This window comes from Micromonospora sp. MGP-C2, assembly GCF_057766525.1.
In genome coordinates this window covers 5,960,200-5,982,278 of record NZ_JBYMEN010000002.1, presented here as the reverse complement: position 1 = coordinate 5,982,278, position 22,079 = coordinate 5,960,200, and the positions used below count along the sequence as shown (strand labels likewise).

Below are 22,079 nucleotides of genomic sequence, written 5' to 3'. Positions count from 1 at the left end.
CCAAGAATGAGGAGGGCACGTGGCACAGATGAAGCGGACCGTCATCGTCGCGAGCGCGATGGTCGCACTAACGGCCTGCGCTCCCGCAGGTTACGACGGGGCGAACTCGAGCGCGGCCGAGCCGGTCGCCGTCGCCGCGGCCGAGCCCACCGCGTCGGTTGTACCCGAGGCTTCGGCGTCCGCGGAGGCGCCCGCCGCCGACGCGCCGCCCGCGAACGTGGACCTGACCGAGAAGTTGGTCGGCAAGAGCGTCGCCCGGATGGGCAAGGTGGTCACCGACCAGGACGGTTGGATCCTGTACCGCTTCGACAAGGACACCGCCGACCCGCCGTCGTCGAACTGCGTCGACAAGTGTGCCGAGGTGTGGCCCCCGGCGCTGACCGACGGCAACCCGCAGCTCACCGGCGTCTCCGACGACAAGGTCAGCAGCGTGACCCGCCAGGACGGCACCCGTCAGCTCACCGTCGGCGGCTGGCCCGTGTACCGCTACATCGGCGACAAGAAGCCCGGCCAGTGGAAGGGCCAGGCCGTTGGTGGCACCTGGTTCGTGGTCCAGCCGGACGGCAAGAAGAACCTCAGCTGCCTGCCCACCTCCACGCCGAAGGCGGTCGCACCGCCGGCGGACAGCGGCTCGAACGACGCCGGAGGCTCGGGCTACTCGTACTGAGCCAGGCACACCACCAGGACGCGGTGGTCGGTCGTCGCCGGGGAGGGCGCGGCCGGCCACCGGTTGTACGCGGGACGTCGGCACACCGGTGGTGCCGACGTCCCGCCCGTACGTGGCAGAGTTGGCGGCGTGACCGACACCGAACCCGCCGCGAGCAGGGTGTTGCGCCCTCCGGTCGGTTATCGGCTGGCGGCTTCTGTGCGCGCACTCACCTTCAGCCCGTACGACCCGTGTGCGCGGGTCGCCGCCGGCACCTTCTGGTGGGCCACCCGCACCCCGGACGGCCCGGCCACCCTGGCCCTGCGCGCCGCCGGCGGCGAGTTGCTCGCCGAGGGCTACGGGCCGGGCGCCGAGCACGTCCTGGCTCGCGCCGACGCGATCGCCGGGCTGCGCGACGACCTGACCGGCTTCACCGAACTGGCAGCGGCGCACCCGCTGGTAGCCCGGCTGGCCCGGGAGCACCGGGGCCTCCGGATGCCCGCCACCGGGGAGGTCTTCCCCCGACTCCTGCGCGCGGTCTTCGAGCAGAAGGTCACCGGCAAGGAGGCCTACCGGGCGTACGCGGCGATGGTGCGGCACTTCCGGGAGCCGGCTCCCGGCCCGTTGCAGCCGCTGCTCCTGCCGCCCGAGGCAGCCACCGTGGCCGCGGCCCCGTACTGGGTGTTCCACCCGTTCGGGGTGGAACAGCGCAGGGCCGACACACTCCGTCGCGCCGCGGCGCTCGCCGACCGCCTGGAGCGCAGCACCGACGCCGCCGACGCCACCCGACGGCTGACCGCAATTCCCGGCATCGGGCCGTGGACGGCCGCGGAGGTGGTCCGGATCGCGTACGGGGACCCGGACGCGGTCAGCGTCGGCGACTTCCACATCCCGAACACTGTCGCCTGGGCGCTCGCCGGCGAGCCGAGGGGCGACGATGCCCGGATGTTGGCCCTGCTGGAGCCGTTCCGGGGTCACCGGGGCCGGGTCTGCCTGCTCCTGGAGGCCGCCGGCATCCGCGCGCCGAAGTACGGCCCGCGCGCCCCGATCCGCTCGTTCGCCGGTTACTGAGCCTCGTCGGAGCGATCGTGCCCGCCGCTCAGCGGCTCACACAGAGCCGCCGCAGGGTACGGCCGAGCCACCAGGCGTAGGTGTGCTGCACCGCCCGGACAGCCGGGCCGCCGGCACGGGTGAACCAGCGGGCCGGGAGGCTGAACGCGCGTACCTCGAACCAGACCGCGCCGTCGTCCTCGCGGCCGACCACGAACGCCTCCTCGCCCCGCTCCGGATGCCCGGTCAGGCTTCCGTAGCCGAAGCCCGCGCGGGTGGGTGACTCCTCGCTCCAGATCACCTGACACGGCCCCCAGATGCGGGCCGGGCCGACGCCCAGGCCGGCGGTGACCAGCACCCCCTCGGTGGCGCGTGCGGCGGTCGTCCGCATCCGGACCCCGGCGGCGCGGTGCAGCCGCCAGCTCAGCACCGCCTCGGCCGCGGTGTCGAAGCTGCCCGCCGGCAACGGATACCGGTGGCGCAGGTGGTGGTAGCCGCCGGGCAGCGCCCCGTGCCGGGTCCGCCCCACCTCCGGGTACGTCAGCTCGGCCACCGCTCCCCCCTCGTTCTCGGCTGGACACGGGCCAGCGTACGGCCGGCGCGGGCGGGGCCGCCCGCCGAGGACATCGGCGGTCGTGGTGTGCTGCCCCGATGAGCGTCGAGGCGAGCATCGTCCCGGCCGGTGTCGCGGACGCCGGCGAGATCCTCACCGTGCAACGGGCCGCGTACCTGACCGAGGCACAGCACTACGGCGACCCGTTCCTGCCGCCGTTGACCGAGACGCTGGACGAGGTCCGGGCGGTGTTGACCGGCCCGGGCGTCGTCCTCGCGGCCCGGTCGGGGCACCGACTGGTCGGCTCGGTGCGGGCCCACCTGGCCGGGGACACCGCGCACGTCGGGCGACTCTCGGTGGCCCCGGACCAGCAGGGTCGCGGGGTCGGCGGGCGGCTGCTCACCGCGATCGAGGTGGCCTGCGCCGGCCGGGTCGCCCTGTTCACCCTGTTCACCGGCGCGGACAGCGCCCGCAACCTGCGGCTGTACGAGCGGCACGGCTACCGGATCGTGGCGCACCGGCCGGACCCGAACGGCATCCGGTTGGCCGTGCTGGAGAAGCCGGTGGTCAGCCCCGCTCGCTCCGACGCTTGAGCCCGTCGGCCTCCAGACGCAGGTAGCGCCGGAGCAGGTCGCCGTAGAGCCAGCCGATCACGCCGGCCAGCGGCCCGGACTGGGCGATGGCCAGCTCGACCCGGGTGCGCCCGTCGGGCAGCGGCAGCAGACGATGCTCGCCCCGGGTGCGTACACCAGGGGTCTGGGAGGCCCAGGTGAACTCCCGGCCCTCGGTCAGGTCGGTGACCCGCCACACGGCCGGCCGCAGCTTCGGCTGGGTCAGCCGGGCCGTCGCGCCCACGGCGAGCGGTCCCGGCTCTCCCCGCTCGGCCCGCGACACCGAGGCCGTCCACTCCGGCCAGCGCGGCACGTCGACCAGCACCGCCCAGACCTGCTCGACGTCGGCGGCGATTTCCGTATCCGCTTCGAACCGCATCGTGTCTCCTCCCGGCGGCGCCGGCCGGCACCGCCAGGGTGCGGACGAGGCCTCCGGGTGGATCGTGACACCCGGGCGCAAGCTGGGTGGGATCAGGCCGCTTCGCGCAGGTCGGCCAGGCTCAGCGGGGTACGCCGGCGCAACAGCTCCTCCAGCTCCGGCACCGAACCGACCTCGCCGAGCACGTTGCGACCGCCACCGAACCGCTCCGGGTATCGCCGGGTCAGCCGGTAGCGGTAGCGGCCCCGGATCAGCTCGACGCTGACCCGCCACCGCCCACAGCAGTCACAGACCCACTCGGACATCCCGCGAAAGTAGCTCTGACCTGCGGTTATCCGATCCGGTCGGTCGGGACGAGCAGCGCAGCGGCGGACACGCCGCCCCGGCGCCCACGGTGATCTGCCTCACGACTGTCGGAACCGTCTGATTGACTGGCGCCGTGGACCTGCCGATCAACCCGCCGGTCGAGCCGATGCTGGCCAAGAGCGTGCCCAAGCTGCCCACCACCCCGGGCGTCACCTACGAGCCCAAGTGGGACGGGTTCCGGTGCATCGTGTTCCGCGACGGCGACGAGGTCGAGCTGGCCAGCCGGGGCGGCAAGTCGATGACCCGCTACTTTCCCGAGGTGGTCGAGCAGGCCCGCCGGCAGCTACCCGAGCGGTGCGCGGTCGACGGCGAGCTGATCGTGATCCGGCGTGACGGGCCGAGCGGCCAGCCGCGGCTGGATTTCGAGCTGCTGGCCCAGCGCGTCCACCCGGCCGCGTCCCGGGTGAAGATGCTGGCCGAGACCACTCCGGCCGACTTCGTCGCGTTCGACCTGTTGGCGATCGGCGACGAGGCGCTGCTCGACCAGCCCTACCCGCGCCGCCGGGAGCGGTTGGTCGAGGCGCTGGCCGGGGTGCGTCCGCCGGTGCACGTCACCCAGGTCACCACCGATCCGGACACTGCCCGCCGCTGGTTCGACGTGTTCGAGGGCGCCGGGTTGGACGGGCTGATCGTCAAGCCGGCCGACCTTCCGTACGAGCCGGGCAAGCGGCTGATGTTCAAGGTCAAGCACGCCCGCACCGCGGACGCCGTGGTGGCCGGGTTCCGCTGGCACAAGTCCGGCCCGGTGGTGGGCTCGCTGCTGCTCGGCCTGTACGACGACTCCGGGGTCCTGCACCACGTGGGCGTGAGCGCGTCGTTCAGCATGGCCCGCCGCGCCGAGCTGCTCGACGAGCTGGCGCCATACCGGGACACCGGAGGCGAGCACCCGTGGGTGCACGGCGACCACGAACGCGGCCAACGCATCCCGGGCGGGGTGAGCCGGTGGACCGGCACGAAGAACCTGGAGTGGGAGCCGGTGCGCCCGGAGCTGGTGGCCGAGGTGGGCTACGACGCGATGGAGGGTGAGCGGTTCCGGCACACCGCCCAGTTCGTCCGCTGGCGCCCGGACCGCGACCCCCGCTCCTGCCGCTACGACCAGCTTGAGCGCCCGATCCGCTTCGATGTGGACCAGGTGCTGCGCGGCGACCCGACGGCCACCGTGGACCGAGCCGCCACCGGCCCGGCGTAACCTGGCCGTCGACCCGATCCCGGAGGACCACGTGACCCGCACCGACCGTCAGCCCCGGATGGCGACCACTCGCCGGGTCCGTCGGCACCTGGCCGCCTTCGTGGCGGCCGCGCTGCTCACCGCCGGTTGCACGCTGCCGGCGTTCGCGCCGCGCACCGAGGTGGAGGGTGCCGCCGCGCCGACCGGGAGCACCCCGACGTGGCGGCCCTGCCCGGAGGTGCCCGACGAGCTGGTCGGGCGTGGCGCACCGGACATGCGTTACGAGTGCGCGCGCATCGCGGTGCCCCGCGACTGGGGCACCGGGGCCGGAGCGAGCACCGGCCCGGGCGCCGGGGAGACGTTCGAGATCGCCCTGCTGCGCGCCCGGTCCACCAAGCAGCGCGACCGGGTCGGCTCGTTGGTGGTCAACCCGGGTGGCCCGGGCGGTTCCGGTGTCGACACCGCCGTCTACCTCTCCTTCGGCCCTCAGTTCGGCGGGCTGCCCGCCTCCATCACCGAGCGCTTCGACATCGTCGGCTTCGACCCGCGTGGGGTCTCCCGGTCCAGCCCGGTGAAGTGCATCTCCGACGCCAATCTGGACGCCAGCTTCGGTTTCGACCCGGACCCGACGAGCCAGTCGGCATTCGACGGCTTCGTCGGCCTGAGCCAGCGGATCGGGCGCGGCTGCGGCGACCGCTACGGCGACCAGTTGCCGCTGTACGGCACCGAGCAGGCCGCCCGCGACATGGACGCGGTGCGCGCCGCAGTGGGCGACGACAAGCTCACCTACCTCGGCTACTCCTACGGCACCCTGCTCGGCGCCACGTACGCCCAGCTCTACCCACAGCGGGTGCGTGCGCTGGTGCTCGACGGCGCGGTCGACCCGCAGCAGCGGCTGGTCGAGGGTTCGGAGAGCCAGGCCCGCGGCTTCGAGCGGGCCTTCACCAACTTCACCCGCTGGTGCGCGGCGAACGCCGGTCGCTGCCCGATCGCCCCGGACGCGCGCGCCGCTGTCACCTCGGCCATCGACAAGGCCAAGGCCTCCCCGGTCCGCGGCGCCGACGGCCGGGAGGCCACCGCCGGCTGGGTGTTCTACGCGGTCATCTCGTCGCTCTACACCGAATCCGGCTGGCAGGAGCTGGCCCAGGCGATCGACCGGCTGGGCGAGGGTGACCCGAAGGACGTGTTCCGGCTCGCCGACGCGTACGCCGGCCGGGCCGACGACGGGCACTACTCGAACCTGTTCGACGCCAACCTGGCCATCAACTGCGCCGACGAGACGGAGAAGCCGAGCCGGGAGCAGATCCGGCAGTTGCAGTCGGAGTGGCGCGGCAAATACCCGCTGTTCGGGCCGGCGCTGGCGGTCGGCATGCTGAGCTGCGTGGAGTGGCCGGGCGGGCGTGACCCCTACCCGACCGGGAAAGCCAACGGTGCCCCGCCGATCGTGGTGGTCGGCACCACCGGCGACCCCGCGACACCGTACGAGCAGACGCCCCGGCTCGCCTCGATGCTGGGCGTCGGCCGGGTGCTCACCTGGGAGGGTGAGGGGCACACCGCCTACCCGCAGACGTCCTGCATCACCGACGCGGTCGACGCGTACCTGATCGACCTGACCGTCCCCCGCGAGGGCCTGCGCTGCCCTGCCCGTTGACCGGCTGGACCGGCGGCAGCGGTGGCACCTCGATTCCCTGCCGGGCGGCCAACTCCTCCAGCAGCGCCCGCATCCGGCGCACGTCGGTCTTGAGCTGCTCCTGCTCCTCGTGCACGAACGCGTCGTCGTCGACGATGAGCCGGCTCGCGAAGTGCGCGGTGATCAGCGGGATGACCAGCAGCACCATGGTCGAGATGAGCAGCGCGGCGAGCGTACGACCCGCCCAGGTGGTCGGCGAGATGTCGCCGTACCCGACGGTCGAGGCGGTGACCACCGCCCACCAGACGGCGTCCGCCGGGCTGCGCTGCTCGACCTCCCCGTAGATGACCCCGGCCACGACGATCATCAGCAGGTACGAGGTGATCAGCGTTCGGGGTGAGTTCGCGAACCACACCAACGCCCGGTAGATCCACCGGAACGGCAGCAGCAAGACTTCCATGCCGCTCATGCTGCCCCGTGGTGGCAACCGCCGCCGACCCATCCGTCGACGTCGCTGTGCCAGGCTCGTCGGCATGACCGACGTGACCTACCGGGAGGCGGTCCGGGCCGACCTGCCCGCCGTCATCGCCCTGCTCGCCGACGACGTCCTGGGCAAGGCCCGCGACTTCACCGAGGTCGACGAGGCCTACGAGAGGGCGTTCGCGGACATCAGCGCGGACCCGCGCAACCAGCTCATCGTGGCCGAGCAGGACGCCGAGCTGGTCGGCTGCCTCCAGATCACCTACATCCCCGGGCTGGGCCGGCACGGTGCCGAGCGGTCGCTGATCGAGTCGGTCCGGGTCCGCTCCGACCGGCGTGGCCAGGGGTTGGGCCGGGAGCTGATGACCTGGGCGGTCGACCAGGCCCGGCAGCGGGGTTGCGCGCTGGTGCAGCTCACCACCGACAAGACCCGCGAGGACGCGCACCGCTTCTATCTGAGCCTCGGCTTCGTGGCCAGCCACGAGGGCATGAAGCTCGCGCTCTGACCCGGCGTCGCGTTCACCCGGCGGGGCAGTGGGAGTCGCCCCGACCGGGTTACGTTCGCTGCCATGAGCAGGCCGACGATTCCCGGCGCCGCAGCATCGCGCCCGGCATGGTGGCGGACTGGCTCGGCGCTGTTGGCGGTCGGCGTCCTCCTGGTCGTCGTCGCGTTCTGGCTGCCCGCGTGGCACAGCGTCTACCTGGTTCGGACGGAGACCACTCCGGGTTCGACGATGCTCGTCTGGGCGCTACCGTTCGCGGTGATAGCCGCCGTGTTCGCGGTGCTGTCGCTCGCCAACACCGGCCCGGCCCGCTGGGTCTGGCGGCAAGCCAGCCTGGGAATGCTCATCTCCAACGTGCTCGCCTGCGGCAGCCTCACCGGGGCGTACTGGTATTTCGAGGCCGAAGACCCCTACGTCAAACACGAGTTGATCTCGACCAGGCCGGGCGCCGGTCTTCTCCTCGCCCTGCTGGGCTACCTGCTGATCCCGCTCGCCGGGTCCCTTCCTGACGGCCAGAGACGCGCCGACCGGCCCGAGCACGACCGGCCCGACCGGACGCAGTAGGGAACGCCCTCGCCCTACCGCCGTACCAACGCGCCAAAGCGCCGCACCGCGACGGCGTGGGCCAACGTCGGGCCACTATCCGGCAGCGTCAGCTGTCGACCAGGCGACCGTCGCGCAGCACGAGCACCCGGTCGGCGAGGTCGATCAGGGCCGGGTCGTGCGTCGCCACCAGGGCCGTCATGCCACGGGCGTGCACCACCGCGCGCAGCAGGTCCATGATGGAGCGTCCGGTTTCCGAGTCGAGCTGACCGGTGGGTTCGTCGGCGATGAGCAGGTCCGGCTCGTTGGCCAACGCCCGGGCCACCGCGACCCGCTGCTGCTGGCCACCGGAGAGTTCGTACGGGCGCTGCAGGGCGTGCCCGCCCAGGCCGACCAGTTCCAGCAGCACCGCGACCCGCTGCTCCCGTTCCGCCGCCGGCACCTGCGCCAGCCGCAACGGCACTCCGACGTTCTCGGCGGCGGAGAGGATCGGCACCAGCCCGAAGGTCTGGAACACGAACCCGACGGTGCCCCGGCGCAGCCGCAGCAGCTCCGCCTCCCCGGCCGAGGTGACCTCGTGCCCGGCCACCACCACCTGACCGCTGTCCGGTCGGTCCAGCCCGCCGATCACGTTCAGCAGGGTGGTCTTACCGGCTCCGGACCGGCCCCGGATGGCGACCAGTTCGCCCCGGTTGGCCGTGAACGAGACGCTCTGCACGGCGTGGACGGCGTGCTCGCCCCGGCCGAAGGTCCGGCTGACGTCACTGACCCGGACCACCTCTGCGGGGTGCGCCGAGGGCACACCGCCGAACCCGGCCGCGCCGGTCACCACCATGTCCTGCTGGCTCATGCCCGTGCCCCCCGCTCGTCCGAGGCCCGATCGCCGGGCCGTACCTGCACATGGTCCGGCTCCAGGTCGAGCCGGACCCGTTCCTTCAGCGCGAGCGCGTCGACGAACGCGGCCGGTAGCTGCATCCGGCCGTTCCGGTCCAGCACCGCGTACTCCTCGCTGACCAGCTCGGTGTTGCCGTCCGCGCCGACCCGAGCGGTCCGGCGTACCTCGGAGGCGGTCCGGCCGTCGCGGATCGCGACGGTCCGGCGGACCTGCGTGGCCACGGCGTGGTCGTGGGTGACGACCACGATGGTCACGCCCAGCTCGGCGTTGATGGTGCGCAGCGCCGCGAAGACCTCCGCGCCGGTCGCCTCGTCCAGTTCGCCGGTCGGCTCGTCGGCGAAGAGCACCTCCGGGTCGTTGGCCACGGCCACCGCGACCGCACACCGCTGCTGCTCGCCGCCGCTGAGTTGCCCCGGCCGCCGGTCGGCGCAGTAGCCCACGCCGACCATGTCGAGCAGTTCCCGGGCTCGCTGCCGACGGGCCTTGCCGCTGAGTTTGCCGGCCAACTGCATCGGCAACTCGACGTTCTCCAGCGCGCTCAGATACGGCAGCAGGTTGCGGCCGGTCTGTTGCCAGACGAACCCGACCAGCTCCCGCCGGTAGCTCAGCCGACGCTTCGCGGAGAGCGACAGCAGGTCGTAGTCGGCCACCCGGGCGATGCCGGCGGTCGGCGTGTCCAGGCCGGAGAGGATGTTGAGCAGGGTCGACTTGCCCGAGCCGGAGGCGCCGACGATCGCGACCAGCTCACCCCGGTCGATGACCAGGTCGAGCCCCTGCAGGGCGACCACCTCCACCCCCTCGGTCTTGAAGATGCGTACCAGGCCGTCGCAGACGATGTGCCCGCGCAGGCGGTCCTGCCCGCCGGCCCGCTCGGCGGCGCGTTGCGCTGCGCGCTGTTGCAGGGCGGCCAGGTCCGGCACCAGTGGAGTCTGGGCGGTAGCGGTCATCTCAGCTCTCCTCTCCGAGCCGAAGCACCTCACCGAGGCGCAACCGGCGGTTGTTCAGGGCCTCGACGGCGACCGCGAAGCCGAGGGCGACCGCCCCGAGCGCGAGCACCGCGGCGACCAGGCTGGGCTCGAAAGCCACCTGGACCGGCACACCACTGGTGAACGCGGACAGGCCGAGCACCGGATTGAGCAGCAGGGGCAGCACCGCACCGACCAGCGCACCGGTCAGCACCGACACCGCGACCAGCGGGGTCAACTCGACCAGCAGCAGCCCTCGCCACTGCCGGCGGGACAGGCCGAGGGTACGCAGCCGGGACAGCACCTGACCCCGGGCACGCGCCCCGGCCAGCACGGTGAACGCGATGGCCAGCAGCCCGAGCACGGTGCCGCCGACGGCGCCGGCCACGAACCCGAAGGCCAGCACCCCGTTCGCACCGCCGTCACCGAGTTCCCGGCGGACGTCCGCGCGGGTGTCGACGGTGACCCCGAGTGGGCGGTCCCGACCGGTGACCGCTCCGTCGCGTTGGTAGCGTGCCTGCCCCTGGTCACCGGCGACGCGCAGCGCCTCGGCGTCCAGCGGGTCCCCGGCGACCAGCAGGCTGGTCGGCACGGGTGTGGTGGTGCGTTCCGGCAGCGCCTGCCAGGGCAGGATCACGAACCGGCTGGTGTTCGCCGACAACAGCGGGAAACCCTCCTGGGTGTCGGCCACCCGGAACTCGTACCGCTGGCCCTGCACCGAGATGAAGGCCGAGTCGTTCAGCCCGGCCTTGGCCAGGTCGGCGGCGACCGCCGGGGAGACGATCGCCGGCAGCGGACCCGCCCCGGGCCGGGCGGCGAGCAGCGCGGGCGGCACCGCCAGGTCGACCTCGGATTCGCGGGCCACCGCATCCAGCCCCGAACCGTCGACCAGGAGCACGTCCGTCTGCGCGACCCACGCGTCGGTGCCGATCTCGTCGACCGCCAGCCGCTCGTCCGCCTGGTACAGCACCCGGGTGACGGCCCGAACCCCCGGCAGACGACCCAACTCGTCGATGGTGTCGGGCGCGAACCGCTCCCCGCGGATCACCGCGTCGGCGGGCACGATCTGCTCGGCGGCCCGTTCCCGGCTCGCGTCGACGCCGGCGGCGACGACCGCGCAGAACGCCGCGGTGCCGATCGCCAGCACCACGACGACCAGCGGGGTGGCGACGGCGGACCGGCCGGCCCGCGCCGTGCCGAGGAAGGCCACGCTGCCCCGGGTCCGCGCGGCAAGCCGGCTGACCAGCAACAACGGCCAGGGGTACGCCCGCAGCGCGAGCACTGCCGCCGCTACCGCGAGCAGCACCGGCACCGACACGAGCAGCGGGTCCACCTCGCCGAGGGTGAGGCCACGTCGGCGCAGCAGCACCGCGGCGAGCCCGGCCAGCAGCAGCAGGGAGACCTCGACGGTGAGCCGGCGGGCCGAGGGGCGCACCCGGATCAGGTCACGGCGGGCCGCCGCACCGACCGGTACGGCCAGCGTCGCCAACGGCAGCGCGAGCGTGACCAGGACGGTCGCCGCGATGACGTACGGCGTGGTCGGGTCCGGCTCGCCGGGGAACAGGGTGCCCAGCCACCAGCCCAGCGCGGCGGCGACCGGCACCACCAGCAGCGATTCGGCGAGGCTGCGCCGAGCACCGGCGGTGGCCGCGCCACCACGGGCCCGCAGCAGCACGAACTCCGAACGGCGCCGTCGGGTGGCGAGGCTGGCCGCGAGCACGATGAGCCCGGCCAGAGTGGCCAGTACCCCCGCGGCGATCACCGCGAGCAGGGTCCGGGCGGCATCGACCTGGGCGGCGAACGCGCGCAACGGGACGTCGACGCCCTGGGTCAACGTGAGGTCCTGCGGCCGGGTGCGCTGCATCGTCTGCAGACCGTCGATCATCTGGTCCAGCTCGCGTGCGTCGATCCGGTCGGCGCCCAGGCGGTATCGCCAGTTGTACTGGACCGGCCAGCCCGCCGCGACCCGCTTGTTGAGGGCCGACTGGGCGACCACGCCGACGATGACGAACGCCTGGGCGTCACCGGGCGGTTCGATGATCCGCAGCAGCTGTGGCAGCCCGTCCCAGATGCCGTTTGCGGGGTCGACGGGGCGGAACAGCCCGGACACCACCATCGGGGCAGCGTCCGAGAGTTTTCCCTTGTCATCGGCGTTGCCGATACGCAGTTGGCTGCCGGCGCGCAGGTTGAGCCTGCCGGCCACGTCGACGTCGAGCGCCACCTCGATCGGCCGGTCGGGAATGTAGGTCTCGCTCGGCCACGCCCCCTCGACGAGGGTGCCCGCGTCCTGGATGTCCGGCACAGCGCGTAGGCCCAGGTCGACCAGCAGGTTGCGAGCCGCGAGATCCGGGCCGACCACGCGGGCCGCCGGGGAGTCCACGTTGTACCACCGCTCGGTCACCGCCGACCGCACCTGCGGCGGCATCTCCGCGGCCAGGCGGTCGAACCGCTCGGCAGCGCCGCCCATGGCCGTGTTCCTGGAGGTCGCGGCCACCACCCCGGTGGTGTACGAGATGTCCCTGCGGGCGGCTGGCTCACTGCTCAGCTGCGCCCGCAGGCCCTGTTCGGCGAGCCGGTTGACCAACCGGGGCACCCCACTGATCAGCAGCGTGACCACCAGGGTCAGCACCGCCAGCAGCAGGAACTGCCCGCCGTACGCCCGGACCCGCCGGACGGCCGCGCCGACGCTCATCGTTCTCCCCCGATTCGCAGCTGCACCGCCGCCACCCGCTGACGGATGCCGGCGGCGATGAACGCGCTGAAGGCGAGCGCCGCCAGCAACAGGCCGACCGCGGTCAGGCCGATCGGCACCCAGGGCAGCGCGAACGTCGCCGGAGGGATCGGCCGATCGGCGGCCGAGGTGAGGATGACCAGTGGCGCCATGGTGGCGCCGACTCCGGCACCGAGTAACAACCCGACCCCCACGCCGATGCCGGCGAGGAACGTCTGTTCGGCCAGCAACGCCCGGGCCAGCAGCCCAGGCGTGGCGCCGAGGGTGTGCAGCACCGCGAACTCGCCGAGCCGGTGTCGCGCGGTGGCCCAGACATCCACCATCAGGCCGACGAGGGCGAGCAGCACCGCGCCGAGCGCGGCGGCGAGCATTCCGGTACGCGAGCCCTGCCAGTACGGGTCGTCGGCGGCCGACTCGTACACCGCTTCCCGGTTGAGCACTGTGACGCCCGACAGCTCGCCGGCCGCCTGGGCGGCGGCCGTCGCGTCGTCGGCGCCGATCCACCACTCCGGTACGGGTCGCATCGTGCCATTGCCCCGGACCAGCGCGTCGACGGCCGCGGGCAGGTCCAGCAGCATGCCTTCCCCGGTGGTGGTCGGCACCGCACTCAGCTCGCCCACCAGTTGGACCGGCAGCGTCGTCCCGGAAAGCGTCAGGTCGACGGTGTCGCCGACGCGCAGGCTCAGCGCCTCACGGACCCCGGGGGTCATCAGGACCGCGATGGGCTCGCTCTCCCCGCCGGGCACGATCGTGAACCGGGTCGGCGGCTGGTACAGGAACTGCCCGCCAGGAATCACGTCCACCGGGTGCACCGCGGCGAACCCGGTGGGAGTGGTCCGCACCGGCGTGGGCTGCTGCTCGCGGGGGGCCGTCATCGTCCACCTACCGCTCAGACCGGCGGGCGCTGTGGTGCCGTCGGCGTTGACCACCGTCAGCCCGTCGATCTGGAGTCGGTAGGCGTTGCCGGCCGCCAACCCACCGTCAGCTTCGAATCCGGTCAGCCGCAGCCGTGCCCCGCGGGCGTCGGGCAGCTGCACGGTGAACCGGGTGGTCCGGCCGTCGCTGGCGGAGTTGGCCGCGGGCAGCCGCAGGGCGAGACCGTCGGAGCTGGTGACCAGCAGCGTCACCGCGACCTGAACCGGCCGGCTCGCGTTGCTCACCGGGGTACGGACCGTGCCGGTGATCGCGCGCGCGTCGGCGGGCAGCTCGACGCCTGCGAAGGCTCCCCGCGCCTTGACCATCCGCTCGAACTGTGTCGACGCGGTTCCGTCGCTCAGGCGGTCGGCGAGACGGACGACCCCGGCGGCGCTGGCCGCGTCGACACCGATCACGGTCGCCTGGAGGTCCTCCCGGCCGACCCGTATCTCGTCCCGCCACGCCGGGAGCACCCGCTTGACGCTCGGCAGAGCGGCGAGCTGGTCGCCCCGGGTCGGCGGAGCGGCGCCGGTCCGTTCGGTGACCCGCAGGTCGGCGCCGACCGTGTGTCCGGCCTGCTCGACCTGGGACCGCTCCCCTGTGCTGATCAGGGACCAGGCCAGGGTGCTGCCACCGACGGCGAGGGCCAGCAGGAGCACCGGGCCGGCGTGCGGACGCCGACCGGCCTGCCACATACCGAACATGGTGGCCGTCCAGGGCCGCCGGTCGACGAACCGCTCGGCGAACCGGGTGAGCGGCGGAAGCACCCGCAGCGCCAGCACGGCGCCGGCCAGCACGCCGAGCGTCGGGGCGGCGACCAGCAGTGGGTCGATCCCGAGTCGACCGCCGGATCCGGCCAGCGGGGAGGCGTACCGGCGTAGCTGCACCCAGGCGAGCACGGCGAGCGCCACGAGGACCAGGTCGACGCTGGCACGTTGGATGCTCGCCGACCGGTTCGGCCGGGACCGGGCGGCCATGTCGGCCACGTACGTGCCGGCGTTGCGCAGCGTCGGGAGAACCATGGCGACGAGGCAACCGGCCGCGGTGGCCGCCGCTGCCGCCCAGATCAGTGTGGTGTTGCCACCGGCGGTGGAGAGGTCGGCCGACCCGCCGGGTCGGACGAACCGCAGTGCCTCGCCGGCGATCAGCGGGCCGAGCACGGCGGCCGGGGCGACCACCAGGGTCGCCTCGCGAGCGGCCAGGCCGGCCAGTTGCCGACGGGCGGCGCCGCGGGCTCGCAGCAGCGCGGTCTGCGGGCGCCGGTCCTCGTGCAGGAGCGCGGCGACCAGCACCAGCGCGTACCCACCGAGCACCAGGATCAGCAACAGCGGGGTGGCCAGCGAGGAACGACCCACCAGGTCGGCGCGGGCGATCCGGTCCAGCAGTGTCTCCATCTTGGTCACCGTCTGCCCGGAGCTACCGAGCTGAGCGGCCTCGGGCACGGCCGAGGTCGCCTCGGTGAGGGCTTTCCGCACGGCGGGCAGATCGGCGGTGTCGACGCCCGCGAGGTCCGGTTCGGCCAGCCAGGACGCCGACACCGACCCCGACGAGGTGGCGACGAAGTCGGCCGGGTCGAGGGTGAACGGCCCGTACGAGGTGCCGGAACCGGCACTGCCCGCCCCCACTCCGGGGGCCAGCAGCCAGTACGCGTCGGTCGGGTCGCGGGGCCGCCAGGTGCCGGCGAGGACCAGCTCACCGCGTCGTTCGGTGGCCCGGTCACGCACCGGGATGCGTTCGCCGACGCTGAGGCCCAGCGTGCCGGCGACCCGCTCCGGCAGGCTCACCTGGACGGGGTTCGCGCCCGGGCTGGGCCAGGCTCCGCTGGTCAGCTCCGCGTGGGCGGCGAGGTCGTCGAGCGTGGCCAGGTTCGCGAAGACCGGTTCGTCGTCCGGACGGGTGACCTGCCCGAGATCGCCGGTCAGCTCCCGGCCGGTGCCGTAGCGGGCGGCGGCGACGCTGACCGGGGCACCGGCGAGCCCGTTGGCGAACTCGGCTCGGACCGCCTGGTCCCGGGTGGCGAACTCGGCCGCGTCACGCCCACCTGAGCCATTGACCAACAGGCCGCGTTCTTCGGCCGGCGAGGCGGCGACCAGGGCACGCTGCCCGGCGTCCACCGCCCGGCGGTTGTAGTCGGACAGCCCGGTAACCAACGCGACGGCGACGAGGGCGGCGATCACCGCGGCAACCAGCAGCCCTCGCGCCTCGCGGGCCCGCCTCCACACCAGCTTCATCCGACGCCTCCCCTGGCCCCGGTGGGCCGACGACCATCAAGACAGGCCACCCCCCGGGAAAGGTTCGCGCCCGTTACATGATCGTTATTACGAGAGGGTCAGCTCACGCCGGCCCGTGCGCCTCGGACGGTCAGCTACCGCCCCTAACGTTGCGGATGCCGAACGCCACCGCGCCGATCACGAGCACGACGCCGAGGAGTTGGAGCCCCGGCGAGTCGTCGGCCTCCCCGTGCACGATGCCGGCGACACCGAGCGCGACGCCGAGGACGGCGACGACGGTCAGGACGTACCTCATGAGGTTTCCTCCTCAACCCACTCGAGCAGGTCTCCGGGCTGGCAGTCGAGCACCCGGCACATCGCTTCCAGGGTGCTGAAGCGGACGGCCTTGGCTCGGCCGTTCTTCAACACCGCCACGTTGGCCGGAGTGAGCCCGACGCGTTCGGCGAACTCGCCGACGCTCATCTTGCGCTTGGCCAACTCGACGTCGATGCGGACGACGATGGGCATCAGATCACCGCTTCCATGTCGGTCCGCAGCGTGGTCGCCTGCCGCAGCAGCGCACGCATCACCACCATCAGGAGCCCCAGCACGGTGACGCCCACCGTCAGCAGGAACAGCAGCAGCGGCACGCCCGGGTCATCCGCGTTGAAGCCGACGTAGAGGAAGACGCCCACGAGCACAGCCCACCCGGCGCCGATGGCCCACACGATCGCGTCCACCCATTTCAGGGACGCTTCGGTGAAGATGCGGTCGTTCTTGACGAGGCTGAGCAACTGCCACGTCGCGACGATGACCACCTGCACGCACAGCACCCAGAACACCGTCACGATGGTCGCCGGCCATCGCAGGTAGGCGTCCTCCGGCGACTCCTGGGCCATGTACGCGAACTGCCCCGGCAGCGAGAGGGTCTGGAACACGACCAGCACCCCGAACAGCACCACGAGAAAGACTCTGAGAGCGGCTACCGCTCGATGCTCCGTAACCATGCATCGAGTTTCGCTCGTTACCTATCGAAAGTCAATCGGCGAGCCGGGGCGCTGTCGGGCGTTGGAGGGCGACTCACGCGGCAGCGGTCAGCTCGGCAAGGACCGTGTAGAGCCGGGCAGCCGCCGACTGGTCGAACTCCGGTCGCGTGAGAGGGACTGGCGCGCCGCGCCGCAGCGCCGTCAGCCGAGCGGCCGGCGGCTCGGCCAGCAGGGCCGCCAGGAGGGTGGCAGCGTCAGCGGTGGAGGATCCGAAGAGCGCGGCGGACGCCCCTACGAGGGCGCGCATCGGTTGGCGGAACTGGCGGTGCATACCGCTGTCGACGAACAGCGGGTTGTACAGCACGTATCGGATCGGGCTGTTCGGGTTGTGCGCGGCGAAGCCGGCGCCGAGGAGGTCGTTGGCGCGCGCGCCCTGCATCGTCGCCTTGAACATGGTGTATCCGCTGACCAGCTGCAGATCGTCCCAGTGGATTCGGCCGGCCCGGATTCCGCCGGTGCCGCTGAGGTTGAGGATGACCGGTGTCTGAGCACGTTCCAATGCCGGGCGGAGCCGTTCGGCGAGCAGATAGCGACCGAGGACGTAGATCGCGAAGGTCTGCTCGAAGCCCTCACCGGTGACGATCCGCCGCTGGTCGAAACGCCCTGCCGCCAGTACCAACACGTCGATCTTGTCCGGTAACCGGTCTGCCAGTGCGGAGGTCTGCCGGACCGAGGTGAGGTCGGCGTCGGCACTGCCGATCGCGACCACCCGATCTCCGGCTCGCCGCAGTTTGTCGGCAAGGGCACCGCCGATGCCACGTGTCCCGCCCGCAATCACCACTGTGCGCATACTTCATCGTTGGCTTCTGTCGGCCCACTCGAAAGAAGGCACATCGATGTCACCGGCACTGCAGCTACCCGTGACCCCGGCCGACCGCGCGGCGTGTCCGGCAACCGACGTGCTGCGCCGCGTAGGCGAGAAGTGGAGCGTTCTCGTTCTCGCGGTGCTCCGCGAACGCCCCCACGGCTTCAACGAACTCGACCGCACCATCCACGGTCTGAGCCGACGCATCCTCACCCGCACACTGCGCACCCTGGAGAGTGACGGGCTGATCAGCCGTCAACAGACACCGGAGCGTGTCGAATATGCGCTCACCGACCTGGGCCGCTCACTTCTGCCACTGGTCATCGCCGTCGGCGAATGGGCAGTCGCGCACGCCTCCGACATCGAGCAGGCACGCGCTCGGATGCATGGATGAGCCACGAGAACCTCGCACTCGCAGATCACCGGTGACCGGTGCCGGTTGCCTACGTCCGTCGGTGGTAGTGGTTGCGGCGCGGGAGCTGGTCGGGGTCGAGCCAGGCCGGCGGCACGAACTCCGGATGGCCGTCGTCGCCGAGTCGGACTGTCCAGTCGTTGTGGTGGAGGTGTCGATGGTGGTGGCCGCAGAGTAGGACGGCGTTGTTGAGGTTGGTGGGGCCGCCGTCGGCCCAGTGGTGGATGTGGTGGGCGTCGCACCAGCGGGGTGGTCGGTCGCAGCCGGGGAAGGCGCAGCCGCCGTCGCGCAGCACGAGGGCCCGGCGTAGTGGGCCGGTGATGAGGCGGCGTTGCCGGCCCACGTCGAGGACCTGACCGGTGCCGCCGAGCACGGCGGGCAGGATCGCGGCGTCGCAGGCGAGTCGGCGCACCGTTTCCGGTGTGAGGTGCAGGCCGATGTCGAGCGCCCCGTCGCCCAGTTGCCGGGTCAGCGTGTCGTAGCTGGTGGTGACGACGATCTGGGCGGGGTCGCCGCCGCTGTCGGGTAGCTCACCGGTGCGCAGGGCGAGGCGGCACACGTCGGCGAGGGCGTCGTGGCGGCGCTGGCCGGCGCAGCGGTTGTCGTCGGGGCCGGCGGGTGCGCTGAGGGGGTCGATGGCGGCGCGCAGCAGCGCGGCGGTTTCCGCGTCGAGGGTGCCGGTGAGGCGCAGCCGACCGTCGGTCTGCTCGGAGATGGTGAGGTGCCGGTCGCGCGTCGCCCGGGCCGCCTCGGCTTCCAGAGCCGCCGCCGCGGCGGCGTCGGCGATGTCGGGGGCGACGTGGTCGAGGATGCGGGTGCCGAGCTTGCGCAGCAGCATGGGATCGAACTGCCCGGCCCAGTCGACCAGCACACCGACGGCCTTGTCGGCCACCTCCGACCCAGCGGCCGACTGCACAATGCTCACGGTGTCGGCGATGACCCGCACCTGCTCCACGCTGACCGCGCCGGCCGCCAGCGCGCCCCGCACGGCCGTCGGGGCCGCGTCGACGCACGCCGCGAGATCGACCAACCGACGGGCCGCGGGAACGGTCAACCGCAGTCGCTCACGCAACCAGACCGCCGTGCTGGACGCACCCTGCTCGACCGCAGTGCCCCGACCGTCCACCTCCCGCACCAACGCCAGCTTCACGGCGGCGAGACGCTGCTCCAAGCGGTGCGCGGCGTCGAGCGCCGCGATCAGCTCGTGCTCGGTGAGAGGCCAGGCGGCCGCGTCGGCGCAGGTCGCCACCGCACTCTCCGCCCGCACCAACTCATCGATCACACCCGAATTCTAGAACAGGTGTACGACAAATCTCGGCCGCACGATGAAGCTCGGGCCGACCGCCCAGAGATTTCTCTCAGCTGTCGGCCAACTCCGGGCGGTGCTCCCGAATCCAGGCCGCGACGTCCGACTTCCGCCAGACCTTCCCCATCGCCAGCACGGCGACCGGCTCAGGAAAGTTCCGTTGATTGGCGATCACGGACGCACGCTGCCGGGACACATTGCCCAGCATCTCCCGAATCTCCGACACGCCCACCAGGTCCACTCATTGACGATGACAGCGGCGGCGTCGTCAGACGGCGACAACTACGGAGACCGTTGACACAAGCAATAGATGACGCCACGATTGGCCGGTGACCGCGCCGAAGCCCTCCCCCAGCCACGACCGTCCACCGCTGAGCAACCTGCACCCCGTGCACCAGCATCTGCCGCGTCGGCCCTCGTGGCTGTGCCGGGTGTGCGCCGCCACCTGGCCGTGCCCATCCGCACGGATGTTGCTGCGGGTGGAGTACGGGACCGACCGGGTGGCGTTGTCGATCTACATGGCCAGCCAACTGTTCGACGCGACGGCCGACCTGCTCAAACTCAACCCCGAACCGGCACCGGACCCCCGAGAGCTGTTCGACAGGTTCCTGGCGTGGACTGCCCCGTCACCCACCTGAGGCGAGGTCGGTCAGGCGTTGTCGTCGTCGGGGGTGCGCTTGGCGCGGCTGGGCTGCACGCGCTTGGGTTCGCCGGGCATCTTCGGGTGGTCCGGCGGGTACGGCAGGTCGCCCTGACCGGCGGCGGCGTCCCGATCCGCCCACTCCAGCAGCGGGGTGATGTCCCATGGTGCGTCGTCGATGCCGGCGTGCGGGTCGCCGCGTTCGGCGAGCCGGGCCGGGACGGTGCGCAGGTCGAAGTCGTCCGGGTCGACGTCGGGCAGCTCGTCCCAGGTGACCGGGGTCGAGACGGTGGCCCGGGCGTTGGCCCGCAGCGAGTACGCGCAGGCGATCGTGCGGTCGCGCGCCATCTGGTTGAAGTCGACGAAGACGCGGCTGCCGCGTTCCTCCTTCCACCACGCGGTGGTGACCAGGTCGGGGTGGCGGCGTTCCACCTCCCGGGCGAGCGCGATGGTGGCCCGGCGCACCTCGGTGAACGTCCAACGGGGCTGGATTCGCAGGTAGACGTGCACACCTCGACCGCCGGAGGTCTTCGGCCAACCGGCCACGCCCAGCTCGTCGAGGAGCGCACGAACCTCCCCGGCGGCCCGGGCCGCGTCGGCGAAGTCGGTGCCGGGCTGTGGGTCCAGGTCGATGCGCAGCTCGTCGGGCCGGTCGGCGTCGGCGGCGCGGACGGGCCAGGGGTGGAACACGATGGTGCCCATCTGCGCAGCCCAGGCCACGTGTGCGAGGTCGACCGGGCACAGCTCCGCCGCGCTCCGACCGCTGGGGAAGGTGATCTGCGCGGTCGTCACCCAGGGCGGCACCCCTCGGGTGGGCACCCGCTTCTGGAAGAACGCCTCACCCTCGACGCCCTCGGGGAAGCGTTGCAGCGTTGTGGGCCGGTCCCGCAGGGCGCGCATGATCCCGTCGCCGACGGCGAGGTAGTAGTGGAAGACGTCCGCCTTGGTGAACCCCCGCTGGGGGAAGATCACCCGGTCCGGACTGCTCAGCCGTACGCTGTGCCCGGCCACCTCGACCTCGGTGACCGCCGCCTTGGTGCCAGCCATCCCGCGACCTTATGCCACGACCCCGACCTTCGACGTACCGTTGACGGGTGAGTCTTGACGACAATGAGCTGCCCCGCACCGACGACGAGTGGCGGGTCCGACTGACCCCCGAGGAGTTCCACGTCCTACGGGAGGCCGGCACCGAGCGACCGTGGACCGGCGAGTACGTGGACACGAAGACCCAGGGCGTCTACCACTGCCGCGCCTGCGGGTTGGAGCTGTTCTCCAGTGACACGAAGTTCGACTCGCACTGCGGCTGGCCGAGCTTCGACGACGCCATCCCGGGCCGGGTGAAGGAAATCGAGGACCGCACCCTCGGCATGGCGCGTACGGAGATCCGCTGCGCCCGCTGCGACAGTCACCTCGGGCACGTCTTCCACGGCGAGGGCTTCACCCCGAAGGACACCCGGCACTGCGTCAACTCGGTCTCCATCAAGCTGGAACCCCGCTGACCAGGGCACCCCGGGCATAACCACGCCCAGGGCGTGACCACGCTCAGGGCGTACCCCTCAACAGCTCGACCTCGGCGGTCCGGGACTGCTCGATGCGCCGGGCCAGGTCGCGGACCCGCTCGTTGCGGCCGACGTCGATCTGGGCCCGGGCCAGGTCGGCGGCCGACCGCTGGTGGTCGGCGAGCACCTCGCGCAGCACCCGGTCGACGTCCGCGCCCGGCGCGGTCCGCAGCCGGTCGAGCGCGGCGTCGTCGCCGTGCCCTTCGTGGTGGTGGGCGGCCGCGCTGGCGCCGGGCCCGGTAGTGGGCAACCAGCCACGCATCGCGGCCAGCTCGTCGGCTTCGGTCGCCTCGATGGCGGCGGCCAGGGTGCGCAGCGCGTCGTCGCGCAGCCGGTCGGAAGCCAACCGGACGATCTGCAGGGTGCGTTCGCTGTGCCCGACCATCGTGCTGAGGAACACCACGTCGATCCCGCTCATCGTGGCGGCGTCGATCGTGTCCCCGGCCGGGGCGGCACCGGCGCCTGAGGCTCCGGCGCCCGGGGAACCGGCATCCGCGGACCCGGCCGCCGCCGACCCGGCCGGGGACGCGGGCGCCGGTTGCGGCCGGGCTGACGGGTTCGACGTGGGCGACCCGGCGCAGCCGCCGGTGAGCAGCAGAGCGGCGATCAGGGACGCCAGACGGGTACGGCGAGGCATGCCGGGTGCTCCGTTCACGCGAGGGCGGC

26 protein-coding genes are annotated in these 22,079 nt (G+C 72.5%); 10 read left to right on the top strand and 16 right to left on the bottom strand.

Features of this window, described 5'->3' with window-relative positions; genetic code table 11:
- Positions 1-19: 19 nt before the first annotated feature.
- Both AC3CF1_RS27560 and AC3CF1_RS27555 read left to right on the top strand, forming a co-directional pair.
- Positions 20-667: a hypothetical protein gene (locus AC3CF1_RS27560; RefSeq protein WP_088946860.1), complete on the top strand. Its 648-nt coding sequence runs from the start codon at positions 20-22 to the stop codon at positions 665-667.
- 129 nt (positions 668-796) lie between these two features.
- Positions 797-1,717: a DNA-3-methyladenine glycosylase family protein gene (locus AC3CF1_RS27555; RefSeq protein WP_355162715.1), complete on the top strand. Its 921-nt coding sequence runs from the start codon at positions 797-799 to the stop codon at positions 1,715-1,717.
- A gap of 28 nt (positions 1,718-1,745) precedes the next feature.
- Here the strand turns inward: AC3CF1_RS27555 and AC3CF1_RS27550 are convergent, their stop codons facing one another.
- The gene (locus tag AC3CF1_RS27550) at positions 1,746-2,249 is read right to left on the bottom strand and encodes a DUF1990 domain-containing protein (protein ID WP_210928291.1); all 504 of its coding nucleotides are present in this window, start codon (positions 2,247-2,249) and stop codon (positions 1,746-1,748) included.
- A gap of 98 nt (positions 2,250-2,347) precedes the next feature.
- On the opposite strand from AC3CF1_RS27550, the gene AC3CF1_RS27545 reads away from it, so the two are divergent.
- Entirely contained in the window at positions 2,348-2,842 is a 495-nt protein-coding gene (locus AC3CF1_RS27545; RefSeq protein WP_354980217.1) for a GNAT family N-acetyltransferase, read from the top strand.
- Here the strand turns inward: AC3CF1_RS27545 and AC3CF1_RS27540 are convergent.
- On the bottom strand, positions 2,817-3,239 hold the full coding sequence (locus tag AC3CF1_RS27540) for an SRPBCC family protein (protein ID WP_099851494.1): 423 nt from the start codon (positions 3,237-3,239) through the stop codon (positions 2,817-2,819). The genes AC3CF1_RS27545 and AC3CF1_RS27540 overlap by 26 nt on opposite strands.
- 92 nt (positions 3,240-3,331) lie before the next feature.
- Entirely contained in the window at positions 3,332-3,544 is a 213-nt protein-coding gene (locus AC3CF1_RS27535; protein WP_099851492.1) for a hypothetical protein, read from the bottom strand.
- A 134-nt stretch (positions 3,545-3,678) separates the two neighbouring features.
- On the opposite strand from AC3CF1_RS27535, the gene AC3CF1_RS27530 reads away from it, so the two are divergent.
- Together AC3CF1_RS27530 and AC3CF1_RS27525 are read left to right on the top strand one after the other, a co-directional pair.
- Positions 3,679-4,794 carry an ATP-dependent DNA ligase gene (locus AC3CF1_RS27530; RefSeq protein ID WP_354980216.1) on the top strand — a complete coding sequence of 372 codons (1,116 nt, stop codon included), beginning with the start codon at positions 3,679-3,681 and terminating at the stop codon, positions 4,792-4,794.
- A 58-nt stretch (positions 4,795-4,852) separates the two neighbouring features.
- A complete protein-coding gene (locus AC3CF1_RS27525; RefSeq protein WP_355162478.1) occupies positions 4,853-6,424 on the top strand; it encodes an alpha/beta hydrolase in 1,572 nt (523 codons plus the stop codon).
- Here AC3CF1_RS27525 and AC3CF1_RS27520 read toward each other — a convergent pair.
- A complete protein-coding gene (locus AC3CF1_RS27520; RefSeq protein ID WP_355162473.1) occupies positions 6,351-6,863 on the bottom strand; it encodes a potassium channel family protein in 513 nt (170 codons plus the stop codon). The genes AC3CF1_RS27525 and AC3CF1_RS27520 overlap by 74 nt on opposite strands.
- Before the next feature lie 73 nt (positions 6,864-6,936).
- On the opposite strand from AC3CF1_RS27520, the gene AC3CF1_RS27515 reads away from it, so the two are divergent.
- Both AC3CF1_RS27515 and AC3CF1_RS27510 read left to right on the top strand, forming a co-directional pair.
- Positions 6,937-7,389: a GNAT family N-acetyltransferase gene (locus AC3CF1_RS27515; protein WP_141908376.1), complete on the top strand. Its 453-nt coding sequence runs from the start codon at positions 6,937-6,939 to the stop codon at positions 7,387-7,389.
- A gap of 63 nt (positions 7,390-7,452) precedes the next feature.
- Complete coding sequence (locus AC3CF1_RS27510; RefSeq protein WP_488451582.1) at positions 7,453-7,950, top strand: hypothetical protein; 498 nt, start codon at positions 7,453-7,455, stop codon at positions 7,948-7,950.
- 88 nt (positions 7,951-8,038) lie between these two features.
- Here AC3CF1_RS27510 and AC3CF1_RS27505 read toward each other — a convergent pair whose 3' ends face one another.
- The 8 genes from AC3CF1_RS27505 to AC3CF1_RS27470 form a co-directional block, all read right to left on the bottom strand.
- Positions 8,039-8,764 carry an ABC transporter ATP-binding protein gene (locus tag AC3CF1_RS27505; RefSeq protein ID WP_488452139.1) on the bottom strand — a complete coding sequence of 242 codons (726 nt, stop codon included), beginning with the start codon at positions 8,762-8,764 and terminating at the stop codon, positions 8,039-8,041.
- 11 nt (positions 8,765-8,775) lie between these two features.
- On the bottom strand, positions 8,776-9,771 hold the full coding sequence (locus AC3CF1_RS27500; protein WP_088946851.1) for an ABC transporter ATP-binding protein: 996 nt from the start codon (positions 9,769-9,771) through the stop codon (positions 8,776-8,778).
- A 1-nt stretch (position 9,772) separates the two neighbouring features.
- On the bottom strand, positions 9,773-12,481 hold the full coding sequence (locus AC3CF1_RS27495; RefSeq protein WP_488451581.1) for an FtsX-like permease family protein: 2,709 nt from the start codon (positions 12,479-12,481) through the stop codon (positions 9,773-9,775).
- A complete protein-coding gene (locus tag AC3CF1_RS27490; RefSeq protein ID WP_354980210.1) occupies positions 12,478-15,666 on the bottom strand; it encodes an FtsX-like permease family protein in 3,189 nt (1,062 codons plus the stop codon). Before AC3CF1_RS27490 ends, AC3CF1_RS27495 begins: the two co-directional genes overlap by 4 nt.
- A 130-nt stretch (positions 15,667-15,796) precedes the next feature.
- Positions 15,797-15,961 carry a hypothetical protein gene (locus AC3CF1_RS27485; RefSeq protein ID WP_172861973.1) on the bottom strand — a complete coding sequence of 55 codons (165 nt, stop codon included), beginning with the start codon at positions 15,959-15,961 and terminating at the stop codon, positions 15,797-15,799.
- Positions 15,958-16,173, bottom strand: a complete 216-nt coding sequence (locus AC3CF1_RS27480) for a helix-turn-helix domain-containing protein (RefSeq protein ID WP_088946848.1) — start codon at positions 16,171-16,173, stop codon at positions 15,958-15,960. The genes AC3CF1_RS27485 and AC3CF1_RS27480 overlap by 4 nt, the downstream gene beginning before the upstream one ends.
- The gene (locus tag AC3CF1_RS27475; protein WP_231927257.1) at positions 16,173-16,607 is read right to left on the bottom strand and encodes a DUF2975 domain-containing protein; all 435 of its coding nucleotides are present in this window, start codon (positions 16,605-16,607) and stop codon (positions 16,173-16,175) included. Before AC3CF1_RS27475 ends, AC3CF1_RS27480 begins: the two co-directional genes overlap by 1 nt.
- Before the next feature lie 118 nt (positions 16,608-16,725).
- Positions 16,726-17,481 carry a Rossmann-fold NAD(P)-binding domain-containing protein gene (locus AC3CF1_RS27470; RefSeq protein WP_488451580.1) on the bottom strand — a complete coding sequence of 252 codons (756 nt, stop codon included), beginning with the start codon at positions 17,479-17,481 and terminating at the stop codon, positions 16,726-16,728.
- A gap of 70 nt (positions 17,482-17,551) precedes the next feature.
- Here AC3CF1_RS27470 and AC3CF1_RS27465 point away from each other — a divergent pair, with 70 nt between their 5' ends.
- Positions 17,552-17,890 carry a winged helix-turn-helix transcriptional regulator gene (locus AC3CF1_RS27465; RefSeq protein ID WP_307871521.1) on the top strand — a complete coding sequence of 113 codons (339 nt, stop codon included), beginning with the start codon at positions 17,552-17,554 and terminating at the stop codon, positions 17,888-17,890.
- 49 nt (positions 17,891-17,939) lie between these two features.
- Here the strand turns inward: AC3CF1_RS27465 and AC3CF1_RS27460 are convergent, their stop codons facing one another.
- On the bottom strand, positions 17,940-19,190 hold the full coding sequence (locus tag AC3CF1_RS27460; RefSeq protein ID WP_488451579.1) for an HNH endonuclease signature motif containing protein: 1,251 nt from the start codon (positions 19,188-19,190) through the stop codon (positions 17,940-17,942).
- Positions 19,191-19,266: 76 nt separating this feature from the next.
- Positions 19,267-19,455, bottom strand: a complete 189-nt coding sequence (locus AC3CF1_RS27455) for a hypothetical protein (RefSeq protein WP_328849559.1) — start codon at positions 19,453-19,455, stop codon at positions 19,267-19,269.
- Positions 19,456-19,585: 130 nt separating this feature from the next.
- Here AC3CF1_RS27455 and AC3CF1_RS27450 point away from each other — a divergent pair, with 130 nt between their 5' ends.
- The gene (locus tag AC3CF1_RS27450; RefSeq protein ID WP_488452138.1) at positions 19,586-19,852 is read left to right on the top strand and encodes a hypothetical protein; all 267 of its coding nucleotides are present in this window, start codon (positions 19,586-19,588) and stop codon (positions 19,850-19,852) included.
- Positions 19,853-19,863: 11 nt separating this feature from the next.
- On the opposite strand, the gene ligD is transcribed toward AC3CF1_RS27450, so the two are convergent.
- Positions 19,864-20,901, bottom strand: a complete 1,038-nt coding sequence (ligD, locus tag AC3CF1_RS27445; protein ID WP_210794225.1) for a non-homologous end-joining DNA ligase — start codon at positions 20,899-20,901, stop codon at positions 19,864-19,866.
- A 47-nt stretch (positions 20,902-20,948) separates the two neighbouring features.
- Between ligD and msrB the strand changes: the two genes are divergently transcribed.
- Positions 20,949-21,353 carry a peptide-methionine (R)-S-oxide reductase MsrB gene (gene msrB, locus AC3CF1_RS27440; protein WP_088946842.1) on the top strand — a complete coding sequence of 135 codons (405 nt, stop codon included), beginning with the start codon at positions 20,949-20,951 and terminating at the stop codon, positions 21,351-21,353.
- A 43-nt stretch (positions 21,354-21,396) separates the two neighbouring features.
- Here msrB and AC3CF1_RS27435 read toward each other — a convergent pair whose 3' ends face one another.
- Positions 21,397-22,050: a DUF305 domain-containing protein gene (locus tag AC3CF1_RS27435; protein WP_488451578.1), complete on the bottom strand. Its 654-nt coding sequence runs from the start codon at positions 22,048-22,050 to the stop codon at positions 21,397-21,399.
- Positions 22,051-22,079 lie beyond the last annotated feature (29 nt).